The organism is Micromonospora echinospora, assembly GCF_900091495.1.
GTDB classification, from domain to species: Bacteria; Actinomycetota; Actinomycetes; order Mycobacteriales; family Micromonosporaceae; genus Micromonospora; species Micromonospora echinospora.
In genome coordinates this window covers 3510090-3521674 of record NZ_LT607413.1, presented here as the reverse complement: position 1 = coordinate 3521674, position 11585 = coordinate 3510090, and the positions used below count along the sequence as shown (strand labels likewise).

Sequence of the window (11585 nt, the reverse complement as noted above, 5' to 3'; positions counted from 1 at the left end):
TCGTACTCCCTGCGGTCGGCGCGAATCGGGCAGAGACGGACGACGCCCGCGCCCGGTGGTGAACCGGACGCGGGCGTCGAACGGACGGCTACTTGGCCTTCTTCGCCTGAACCTTGGCGTACTTCTGCTGGAACTTCGCGACCCGACCCGCGGTGTCGAGCACCCGCTGCTTGCCCGTGTAGAACGGGTGGCAGGCGCTGCACGTCTCGACGTGGATCGAGCCGCCCTTGGCGGTGCTGCGGGTGGTGAAGGAGTTGCCGCAGGAGCAGGTGACCTCGGTGGTCACGTACTCCGGGTGGATGTTGCGCTTCATGTCGCCTTCGGTCCTCTCGTGGGTGGTCGCCGGGTCGCCGTCCGCGCGGGTCGTGCCTGCGCAGGATCGGGCGTGAACCGGAACCGGTGGCCGATTGACCAGTGTGCCATGGGCTTCCGCCGACCCGGAAACCGGGCCGCACAGCTCCCCCAACACGGTCCGGACCACCCGCATTCCCGGCCCGGCCCGGAGCATTACCGTGACCGGGTGACCCGTCTCATCGCCACCCGGGGGCTGCCGGCCTCCGGCAAGACCACCTTCGCCCGGACGCTCCAGCCGTCGGTCGTCCGGGTCAACCGGGACGACCTGCGTCGCATGCTGCACGGTGCCCGGCTCTTCACCCAGTGGGCGGAGGCCCAGGTCACCACCGCCCAGCGGGCGCAGGTCGAGGCCCTGCTGCGGGCCCGGGTCGACGTCTGCGTGGACGACACCAACCTGCGCGCCCGCACCCTACGGGAGTGGGCCCGGCTGGCCGGCCGGTACGGCGCCAGCTTCGAGGTGCACGACTTCACCGACGTCCCGCTGGAGGAGTGCCTGCGGCGGGACGCGGCACGACCAGCCGAGGACCGGGTCGGCGAGGAGGCCATCCGCCGCCTGCACGAACGTTTCCTGGCCCACCGTCCGTTGCCCCTGCCGGTGCCCGAGGTGCCGCCGGGCGGGCCGGCCCGGGTGCGTCCGCCGGCCCCGGAGCCGACGGAGGTCGTCCTGGTGGACATCGACGGCACGGTCGCCCTGAACGTCTCCCGCAGCCCGTACGACATGACCCGGGTCGGTGAGGACGAGCCGAACGAGGCGGTCATCGCGGCGGTCCGGGCGATGCACGGGGCCGGCTACGGGGTGGTGTTCTGCTCCGGGCGGGACGCCTCCGCCCGCGCCGACACGGTGGCCTGGCTGGACCGGCACGTCCGGGTGCCGTACCTGGCGCTGCACATGCGGGCGGTGGGCGACAACCGGAAGGACTCCGTCGTCAAACGTGAGATCTACGAACACGAGCTGCGCGACCGGTACCGGGTCGTCGGGGTCTTCGACGACCGCATGCAGGTGGTCCGGATGTGGCGCGAGCTGGGTCTGACCGTCTTCCAGGTCGCCGAGGGCAACTTCTGACCGGGACCGCCCCGACCCACCCCCGGGGACGGGGACGGGATCGACCGGATCCGGGCGGAACGGAGCGCTTGTTAATCGGCTCCACATCGGAGGATCACCCGTGTCGTAACCGACGGTTCATCTGCCCGGTGCGCTCTGGTGGTGACGCGGTCGGACGGGCCCCGGCCGGGTGACCCCCGCGCCCGCGTCCGGCCGGGCCCTGCCCCGGTCGACGGTTCCGGTCGACGGATGGGCGGTCTCACGGTGCTCGGTTCCATCAGAGAGTGGGCGGTCTGGTCGCTCGTCGGCGGGGACACGCCGGTGGGCGCCGTGCTGCTCGTCCTGCTGCTCACCGTCTCGTGGCAGGTGTGGCGGGAGATCCGGGCACGCCGGGCGGCCCGCAAGCGGCTCTCCTACCACGTCTCGTTCAACTCCCGGTTGGGCTTCGACCCGCCGGACGCCGGGGAGATCACCCGGCTGCTCGACCGGAACGGCGAACCGGTGCCGGACCCGTCCATGGTGGTCATCCGCATCTCGAACACCGGGACCAACGACATCGCGGAGACCGACTACCAGCTACCGCTCAAGTTCGACTTCGGCGGGCGGACCGTCCGGACCGTCGACGTCAGCGAGGGCGTGCCACCGGCACTGGAGGAGGTCTTCGCCCCGCACATCGTGGCGACCGAGCACGGCGTGGTGGTCCCCGACCGGCACCTCAACGCGGGCAGCCGGTTCAAGCTCCTGATCCTGCTCAGCGGGAACAGCGCGGACAACACCGTCCGGGCCGGTGGGGTACTCAAGGGCGGTGACGTCGTCGACGCCCGGCACGAGCAGAAGAACCGCATCCGGTACTGGCGGGCCGGTACCGCCGTGGTGGCCTCGCTCTGCGTCGGGGCCCTCGCCGCGGTGGGCTTCGGCCTGCCCGGCGGGCCGGCCGGGGAGACCACCTGCGTCGACGGCACGCTCCGGGCGGTCGGGTCCAGCGCCTTCGCCACCGCCGCCGCGCAGGCCATCGGCTCGTACGAGGCGTTCTGCGCCGACTCCACCATCGAGTCCTCGTTCACCGGCAGCCGCCAGGGGGTGGAGGAGTTGCAGAAGTCGGACGGGGACGTGGTGGCCTTCTCCGACGGCCCGGAACCGGGCCTGGATCCCGGTCTGGTCGTGGGGCGTCCGCTCGCCGTGATCCAGTTCAGCGTCGTGGTGCACCCGGGCGTCGTCGGGCGGCACACCGCTGCGCTCGACCTCAGCGCGGCGGACCTCCGGAAGATCTTCGAGGGTACGGCGCGGCGCTGGCCCGAGGTCCGTCCGGGCCTGGCCGACCTGCCGATCAGGATCGTCGGCCGGCGCAGCCAGTCGGGCAGCCGGGTCGCCTTCGAGCGGTACGTGCTCGGCCGCAACCAGGGGGCGTTGACCTCCACCGACTGCGCCCAGCCAGACAGCCCCGGAGGTCGGGAGCCGACCCTCTGCGAGGTCAGCACCACCGAGGACGTGCTGGACCGGGTGAGCAGACTGCCCGGCGCCATCGGGTACGCCAGCACTCCGGACGCGTTGAAGGCCCGCAACCAGTTGGTGTCGGTCACCATCGACGGGCGGGCCGCCGACCCGGACGACCCCGGCAACGGCTACCCGTTCTGGACCGTCGAGTACGTCTACCACCGTCGCGACCCGGCCGGTCAGCCGTCGCTGGCGGAGTCGTTCGTGACGTACCTGACCGAGGAGTCCCAGGCGCAGGCGCTGGCGCGGGCCGGCTACCCCGCCTGCCGTGGTCTGGGCCTGCTCTGCCCCGACCGCACCTGACCCCGCCGCCGGCCAACGGTCGGAGGCGGGGTCGGCGGCGCGCTCGGTTGGTTGGTTGTTCGGTTGGTCGGTTGGTTGGTAGCAGGGGCCCCCTGCTACCCAAAAAGCGGTAACAGGGGGCCCCTGCAGACACCTCAGGCGGCGGGAGCCGCCTCGGACACGGCCGCCGTGAGGCGCACGGTCGCCTCGGCCCGGACGCCGTTGACGGTCACCGCGAGCACCACCGAGCCGGCGGGTCGCAGCGCGGTGAGCGTGCCGGTGGCCGGGTCGAGGCGGGCCACGTGCCAGGGCTTGACCTTGCCGTCGCCGACCAGGACGCTCGGCGAGGCCGACCAGTCGGCGCTGACCGGCGCAGCCACCGGCACGGTACGACCACCGGGCTGCGTGATCGTCGCGGTGACCTTCCCCGGGGTGCCGACCGCGACGGTGTCCGGAGCGGCCAGGGTGAGCCGGTCGACGTGCGCCCGGAACTCGGCGGCCACCCAGCGCGGGCCCTCGACCAGCGGGTCACGGCGGGCCCGTTCGGCCTCCTGTCGGGTCACCGGGTCCACCCCGACCATCGTCCAGCCGGTGAACCCGCCCTGGTCGGCGGGGCTGGACGGGCCCTTGCCGGCGTTGCCGTTGATCAGGAAGGGCACCCCGTCGATCCGGTCGGCGTGGAACGTGCCCACGTGGCCGCCGACGAAGAGCGCGCCCTTGCCGGTGCGGTGCTGGAAGTCGGCCAGCCACTGCTCCACCAGCGCCGCCTCCTTCCGGTCGGTGAGCTGGCTGGCCTTGGCCGGGCCGGGGTCGCGCGGCGGGTGGTGGTGCAGCACGACCACCGAGCCGATCCGCTCGTCACCGGCCGCGGAGTCCAGCGCGGTCCGCAGGGCGCGGACCTGGTCGAAGCCGCCGCCGCGCAGGGTTCCGGTGGAGCTGTTCAGCGTGACGAAACGGGTCCCCCGGTGGTCGAAGACCCGCGACGGCGCGCCGAAGACCGCCTCGAAGTTGGCGATCGGGGCGCCCATGATCTCGTGGTTGCCCGGCACGTAGTAGTAGGGCAGTTCGCCGCCGAGCTCCTCGTCGAGGATCCGCTTGGCCAGGGCGAAGTCCGCCGGGTAGGCGGTGTCCACGAAGTCCCCGTTGATCACGAGGAAGTCCGGCTTCGCCGCCTTGACCTCGCGCAGCGTTCGGCGGGCCTGGGCGACCAGGTCGCTGTCCGGGTTCGCCGCGACGAACTGGGCGTCGGAGAGGACCGCGAAGCGCCACGGCATCCCGGCCACGGTGCCGTCGCGCAGCACCACCGGATCGGTCCGGTGCGGCTCGGCCGGTACGTCGACGGTGGGCGACACCTTCGCCACCAGGTCGTCGATGATCACCTCGCTGGTGTACTTCGCGGCGGCGTTGGTCTCGGCGACGTAGAACCGGCGGACCCGCAGCGGGTACTGCACGCCGGCGGGCACGGCGAACTCGACGTACCGCCAGTCGGTCCAGGTGACCAGCGGCCCACGCAGCACGTGCTGGGTGTCCTGGGCGTCGTGCAGGTGCAGGCTGGGCCACTCCCCCGTGCCGTTGCCCTTGATCCACATGCCGAAGGCCTGCGGCTGACCGGGCACCTGGATCCAGGCCGGCGGGTCGGCGTACGCGGCCCGGGTGCCGGTGGACTGGCCGAAGTCGTACGACATCTTCAGGCCGGTGCCGGTGCGGCCGGGCACGGGCGTGACCGAGCCGGTGGCGCGGGCGGCGCTGAACTTCCAGTTCGCCGCGTCGTCGAAGCCGGCGACCGGCACGTCGGTGAGGCCGACGGTCACCGGCACGATCGTGCGCTGCCCGGCGACGGTGACGGTGACCAGGGCGGATCCGCTGTCGCGCAGCGCGGCGACGGTCAGGTTGCCGTCGGCGGTGGGCGTGATCCGCAGCAGGTCGCGGTCGTAGTCGAGGGAGAGGTCGGCGGGCTCGATCGGCGCGGTGTTCCCCTCGGCGTCGTAACCGACCACGCCGAAGGTGCCGGTGCCCCCGGTGCCGTCGAGGCCGACCCGGTCCACGGTGGAGTCGATCCGGGCCAGCGGCCCGAGCACGGTGAGGTCGAGCGTGCCCCGGGCCGCGCCGCGCGAGGCGGTGACGGTGGTCCTGCCGGGACGGCTGGCCCGGAAGACACCGTCGGCGTCGACCTTGCCCTGAGCCGCCGGGTTGGCGCGCCACTGCGGCGTGCCGGCCGCCGGGCCGTACGTCTCGTCGTGGCCGGCGGCGGTGAGCCGCCGGGTCAGGCCGGGGAAGACCCGGTCCGGCCGGCCGCCCCGGACCGGCGAAACGCCCGGCGCGGCGGTGGGGTCGGCGGCGGTCTCCAGCCAGTACCCGGTGAGCCGGCCGCTGCCCTCGGGCGCGTAGACGGCCAGGCCGTTCGGCACGGCCCGCTCGGTGCCGTCGGAGGGGCTGTTCTCCACCTGCACGGTCGGCGCGCCGGGCTCCCGGGCGAGCAGCGTCGAGGAGCCTCCGCCGTCGAGGTTGAGCGCGTGGTGCGCGCCGAGTTCGGCCATCATCCGGCCCATCTCGGTCTGGGTGACGCCCCGGCTGTCGACCTGCCGGCCGTCCACCGTGAGCATGATCATCTTGCGTCCGTCGGCGGTGAACCCGACGGAGGTGCGCGGCGCGAGGGAGGTGTCCGCGATCTGCTGCACCACGCCGTCGCGGACCAGCACGTTGCCGCCGCCGACGGCGGCGTGCAGGGTGCTGCCATCGGACGGCTTGGGCCGGTAGGCGACGGTCACCGCGTCGCCCGGCCGCAGGCCGGCGAGGGCGTTCGCTCCGGCGTCCCGGCCGAGCAGGATGGTGGTGCCGGCGGGGATCGGGCCGCTGCCGGCCCGGTCGGCGACGGTGGCGACCCGCCCGTCGACCACGGCGACCTCGGTGACCCGGGCCGCGCCCTCCACCGCCCGGCCCCGGTCGTACGAGCCCCAGAGCGCGGTGAAGACGCCGATGCCGTTCCCCTGCACCATGTTGTTGAACTGGGTCAGGGTGACCGGCCCACCGGGCAGGGTCGCGGTGCCGTCGAAGTGCACCTGGATCACCCGGCCGAGCCCGTCGGCGGTGACCGCCACCGCGTTGGTGTGTCCGGCGACCGGCGACTGGATCAGTTCGCCGTTACGGATGCCGATGCCCTGCGCGGCGCCGGAGTTGTTGATGTCGAAGAAGTCGCCGTTGACCGCGGCGACCGCGCGGGAGGCGTCCGCCGCGCCGCGCAGCGGCTCGGCCCGGCTGACCGCGCCGGAGTTGACGTAGTCGACGCTCAGGTCGCCGGTCAGGTCGGCGGTGAGCGCGTCGGCGCGCAGCCAGCCCTGCTGGTCGTAGCGGTCGAAGGAGGTCAGATCGAGCCCGGGGGCGACCGGGCGGGTGGTCTTCGCGGTCTCCAGGCCGTCGGCGGGCGCCACGCCTGCGGCGGCCAGGGTGGTGACCGAGGTCGGATGGGAGGAGGCGCGGGGGACGTCCTCGGCGGCCGTGTCGGCCCCGGGCGGCGCGGCGACGACCGGGGGCGGACCGGCCAGGCCGAGCAACGGCGTCAGCAACAGCACGCCGGCAAGTCGGGCGGATCGGGTACGCATGGCCGTCAGTCAACCCGCGACGAACAGAACTTTCAATACCCTGCCGACCAACCGAAGGAAAACTTCAGTCGACGCTCTCCCCCTGAGCAGCGAAAAGGGGCCCGACCGCGGACGGCCGTGCCCCTTTCTCGCGTACCCGCCGGGTTACTCGCCCGGCGTCGACTTGGCGATCTGCATCAGGAACTCGATGTTGGTCCGGGTCTGCTTGAGCTTGTCCAGCAGCAGATCCAGCGCCGCCTGCGAGTCCAGCGAGTGCAGGACCTTGCGGAGCTTGCGGTTGATGGCCAGCTCCTCCGGTGCGAGCAGGATCTCCTCCTTACGGGTGCCGGAGGTGTGGATGTCGATGGCCGGGAAGACCCGCTTGTCGGCGATCTTCCGGTCCAGCTTCAGCTCCGCGTTGCCGGTGCCCTTGAACTCCTCGAAGATGACCGTGTCCATGACGGAACCGGTCTCCACCAGGGCGGTGGCCAGGATGGTCAGCGAGCCGCCGTTCTCGATGTTCCGCGCCGCGCCGAGGAAGCGCTTCGGCGGGTAGAGCGCGGTCGAGTCGATACCACCCGACATGATCCGGCCGCTGGCCGGTGCCGCGAGGTTGTACGACCGGCCGAGCCGGGTCACCGAGTCGAGCAGCACGACCACGTCGTGCCCCAGCTCGACCAGGCGCTTGGCCCGCTCGATCGCCAGCTCGGCGACGGTGGTGTGGTCCTGCGGCGGACGGTCGAAGGTGGCCGCCACGACCTCGCCCTTGACCGAGCGCTGCATGTCGGTGACCTCTTCGGGCCGCTCGTCGATCAGCACCACCATCAGGTGGCACTCCGGGTTGTTGTGGGTGATCGCGTTGGCGATCGCCTGCAACACCATGGTCTTACCGGCCTTCGGCGGCGACATGATCAGCGCCCGCTGACCCTTGCCGATCGGCGTGACCAGGTCGATGACCCGGGTGGTGAGGATGTGCGGCTCGGTCTCCAGCCGCAGTCGCTCCTGCGGGTAGAGCGGGGTGAGCTTGTAGAACTCCGGACGGCGGCGGGCCTCCTCCGGCTCCATCCCGTTGACCGAGTCCAGCCGGACCAGCGGGTTGTACTTGTCCCGCCGCTGCTCGCCGTCACGCGCCGCGCGCACCGCACCGGTGATGGCGTCACCGCGCCGCAGGCCGTACTTCTTGACCTGGGACATCGAGACGTACACGTCGTTCGGGCCGGCCAGGTAGCCGGTGGTCCGGACGAAGGCGTAGTTGTCCAGCACGTCGATGATGCCGGCCACCGGGACGAGCACGTCGTCCTCGCTGACCTGGGGCTCACGCCCGCCGCCGGTGTCACCGCCGGTCTCGTTGCGCTCGCCACGGCCCCGACGACGGTCCCGGAACCGGCTGCGCCGGCCGCGCCGGCCGCCGCCCTCGCCGTCGTCGTCGGTGTCGGTGTCGCGGTCCCGGTCACCGCGCTGGCCCCGCTCGGCCCGCTCGCCACGCTCGTTACGGTCGGCCCGCTCGCCCCGCTCCGTGCGCTCGTTACGGTCGCCACGCTCGGCCCGCTCACCGCGGTCACCACGCTCGTTGCGCTCGGCCCGCTCGTTACGGTCCCCACGCTCGGCCCGCTCGCCACGCTCGGCCCGCTCGCCACGCTCGGCCCGCTCACCGCGCTCGGCCCGCTCACCGCGGTCACCACGCTCGTTGCGCTCGGCCCGCTCGCCGCGCTCCACGCGCTCGCCACGCTCGGCCCGTTCGGGACGCTCGGTGACCTCCGGGGCGGCAACCTCGCGCGGCTCCGCCTCGGTGACGGCCGGGGCGGCGGCAGCGGTGGCCGCGGCGCGTTCGGCGGTCGCGGCGGCCCGGCTACGCCGGCTACGCGGCCGGGGCTCGGCCTCGGCCGGTGCGGCCGCCGGCTCCGCGGTCTCCCGCACCTCCGCCCGGACCTCCTCACGGACCGGCGTGGCGGCTGCGGCCGCCACCTCGGCACGCGGTCGAGGGGCCCCGGCGGCGGCCCCGCCCTGCCGCTCGGTGATGGCGCTGATCAGCTCGACCTTGCGCATGCGTGCGGTGCCGGAGATGCCGAGCGACGCGGCCAGGCTCTGCAGCTCCGGCAGCAGCATCGCTGACAGACCGGTCCCACTCCGCCGACGACGGGCAGGGGCGGCGGCGGTGGTGGCTTCGCCAGCGACGTTGGAAACATCCGACGTCACGTCGGTGGTGTCGCTCAATGGATTCCTTCCCTCGATAGGCCGGGGTCGCCCGGAGTCAAGAGCTCAGGTGGCCGGGCGGCCTCGGTGCACCCGTGTCGCGTGACGCGCCGCGGGAGTCTGTGACACAGCAGCCGGTCGGTTTCCCGACCCACCAACTTCGGCGGGTAGGTCTCGCCGTCTGCGGCGACCTGCGGAAACTGCGGTACGGCGTGGGCCTAGGCAGGGGTGAGACGGGCTGACCGCCGATAGCTTCGGGGGTGCGCCGACCCGCAGGAAGATCGCATGCTTCGCGGCTGTGCTAAGTCTAGAGCGTAATCAACTCATACGACCTGCGGCAACAGGGTCCCGCTCGGCGTGTCCCAGTCTACCCGACTGACCTGGGCACCGCTGCTGTCCACTGGTAACCGCCAGGAGTGCCATCCTGTTCCCGGCTCGAAGCCCGCTCCGGGATCGGTCAACGCCAGCACCGTCGGTCCCGCCCCACTGACCACGGCCGCCACACCAGCCTCCCGCAACGCCGTGACCAGCGCAAACGTTGCCGGCATCCCCTCGGCACGATAGTGCTGGTGCAGTCGGTCCTCGGTCGCCGGCAGCAGCAGCGCCGGGTCGGCGGTCAGCGCGTGCACCAGCAGCGCGGCCCGACCGGCGGTCAGCGCGGCGTCCGCGTGCGGCACCGACGCCGGCAACGCCGCCCGCGCCGTCGCGGTCAGCCCCCGCTCGTCCGGTACGAACACCGTCGGGCTCACACCGGCCGCCGGGGCGAGCGAGACCGCCCGCGCGCCGGTCGGCTCGGTCCACGCCACGGTGAAGCCGCCGAGCAGGCAGGGCGCCACGTTGTCCGGGTGGCCCTCGATGTCGGCGGCCAGCCGCAGCGCACCGGCGTCGTCCAGGCGCTCCGACCCGTCCGTGACCAGCGCACGGGCGAGCAGCACCCCGGCGACGATCGCCGCCGAGGAGGAGCCCAGCCCTCGGGCCTGCGGGATCCGGTTGACGCACTCCACGGCCAGCCCGGCGGGTTGGCCACCGAGGGCGTCGAAGGCGACACGCATGGCGCGCACCACCAGGTGCCGGTCGTCGTCGGGCAGCTCGCCGGCGCCCTGGCCGGTCACCGCCACCCGGACACCACCGGTGGTCACCTCGGCGGCCACGTCGTCGTGGAGACCGAGCGCGAGGCCGAGCGCGTCGAAGCCCGGCCCCAGGTTGGCGCTGGTCGCGGGGACCCGGACCCGGACGGGACCGGAGACGAAATTCGGGGACACGGCTAGATGCTAGAAGGACGGCCGGCCGGATGGGGGGTCGGGACGGCCCTGGTTCACCGGGACGTGACCGGATCCACCGCCGGGGCCTGCTCGGTCAGCGAGAGCCGCCGGGTGGCGATCCGCCAGCCGATCGCGTACACGAGGGTGGTCAGCCCGCAGCCGGCCAGCACGATCCGCTCGTCGATGCTGTCGATCAGCGCGGCCACCACCAGCTGACTGACCGAGATGGCCAGGGTCGCCAGCATCATGTCGGTGGCGAAGACCCGCCCGCGCAACCGGTCCGGCACCTCGCCCTGGAGCGCGAAGTTCGACATCACCCAGTTGCTGCCCCCGGCGAAGTGCGCCACGAAGACCAGCACCAGGACCAGCGGGAACCAGCCGGTCAACGAGACCCCGACGTAGGAGAGGCCGTAGGCGGACATGGACAGCGCCAGGCCGGTCAGCAGCCAGCGGCGGTTGGTCAGCACCCGGCGCATCAGGAACGGGCCGACCAGCGCCCCCGCGCCCCGGACGGCGAAGAGGAGGCCCGTGCCGACCGCGCCCACCCCGTACAGACCGGCCAGCAGGGGGAAGACGGTCAGCACCCCGTTGCCGAGGCCGACCGCCGACTTCACGGTCACCAGGGCGAGCACCCGGGGACGGTGGGCGATGTAGGCCAGCGCCTCGCGGATCGCCGCCCAGGTCCGCTGGGCCGGCTCGGCATGGTCACGGGGCGCCTGCAACGGCCGGCGGATCAGCGCGGTCAGGCCGGCGGCGAGCGCCAGGGCGACCGCCGCCACCCAGAAGCAGACGTACGGGCCGAAGGCCGCGCTGAGCAGGCCGCCCAGGGACGCCCCGACCACGGTCATCGTGCCCCAGGCGGAACCGGCGACGGCGTTGCCGGCGGCCAGCTCGTCCGGGTCGAGGACGTTCGGCAGGGCGGCCTGCGCGGCCGGGGAGTAGAACGCCTTCGCCACCGCGATCACCGAGATCGCCAGCATGGCCAGCCAGGCCGTGCCGGAGGTGCGGACGGCGAGCAGGAGCAGCGCGCCGACCAGGGCGGCGCCGTTCGCCGCCATGAGGATCCGCCGACGGTCGAACCGGTCGGCGACGGTGCCGGTGTACGGCAGCAGGAGCGCCACGACCCCGGTGTCGACGGCGAGCACCAGCGCGCCCCACACCCCGCTGCCGGTCAGCTCCGGCAGGAGCACCAGCAGGGGCACCATGACGAACCAGTCCGCGCCGAAGACCACCAGTTCGGCGAGGAAGAGGATGCGGAAGTTCCGGTTCCGGCTGAGGACGGAGAGGGTCGACGCCACGTACCCACACGCTACCCGCCGCGGCCGACGCCGGTGGGGCGCAGGTCCCCGGCCCGGCCACCGTCGGCGGGTGGGGTGTCCC

Annotated in this window: 6 protein-coding genes and 1 pseudogene; 2 read left to right on the top strand and 5 right to left on the bottom strand. The window is 73.2% G+C overall.

Going from position 1 to position 11585, the window contains the following annotated elements; genetic code table 11:
- Positions 1-88: 88 nt before the first annotated feature.
- Complete coding sequence (gene rpmE / locus GA0070618_RS16020; protein ID WP_088982354.1) at positions 89-313, bottom strand: 50S ribosomal protein L31; 225 nt, start codon at positions 311-313, stop codon at positions 89-91.
- A 207-nt stretch (positions 314-520) separates the two neighbouring features.
- On the opposite strand from rpmE, the gene GA0070618_RS16015 reads away from it, so the two are divergent.
- Positions 521-1417: a phosphatase domain-containing protein gene (locus GA0070618_RS16015; RefSeq protein WP_088985566.1), complete on the top strand. Its 897-nt coding sequence runs from the start codon at positions 521-523 to the stop codon at positions 1415-1417.
- Between the two features lie 228 nt (positions 1418-1645).
- On the top strand, positions 1646-3193 hold the full coding sequence (locus GA0070618_RS16010) for a PstS family phosphate ABC transporter substrate-binding protein (protein ID WP_088982353.1): 1548 nt from the start codon (positions 1646-1648) through the stop codon (positions 3191-3193).
- Positions 3194-3327: 134 nt separating this feature from the next.
- Here GA0070618_RS16010 and GA0070618_RS16005 read toward each other — a convergent pair whose 3' ends face one another.
- The 4 genes and pseudogenes from GA0070618_RS16005 to GA0070618_RS15990 form a co-directional block, all read right to left on the bottom strand.
- A complete protein-coding gene (locus GA0070618_RS16005) occupies positions 3328-6771 on the bottom strand; it encodes a phosphodiester glycosidase family protein (protein WP_088982352.1) in 3444 nt (1147 codons plus the stop codon).
- Between the two features lie 144 nt (positions 6772-6915).
- Complete coding sequence (gene rho / locus GA0070618_RS16000; protein WP_088982351.1) at positions 6916-8964, bottom strand: transcription termination factor Rho; 2049 nt, start codon at positions 8962-8964, stop codon at positions 6916-6918.
- A 297-nt stretch (positions 8965-9261) separates the two neighbouring features.
- Positions 9262-10205 (bottom strand): annotated as a pseudogene (gene thrB, locus GA0070618_RS15995) (homoserine kinase).
- Positions 10206-10258: 53 nt separating this feature from the next.
- Positions 10259-11503, bottom strand: a complete 1245-nt coding sequence (locus GA0070618_RS15990) for an MFS transporter (RefSeq protein ID WP_088982350.1) — start codon at positions 11501-11503, stop codon at positions 10259-10261.
- Positions 11504-11585 lie beyond the last annotated feature (82 nt).

Excerpts from the sequence above, each read along its gene's own strand:
- rpmE (WP_088982354.1), bottom strand. The coding sequence starts at position 313 with ATGAAGCGCAACATCCACCCGGAGTACGTGACCACCGAGGTCACCTGC.
- GA0070618_RS16005 (WP_088982352.1), bottom strand. The coding sequence starts at position 6,771 with ATGCGTACCCGATCCGCCCGACTTGCCGGCGTGCTGTTGCTGACGCCG.
- GA0070618_RS16010 (WP_088982353.1), top strand. The coding sequence starts at position 1,646 with ATGGGCGGTCTCACGGTGCTCGGTTCCATCAGAGAGTGGGCGGTCTGG.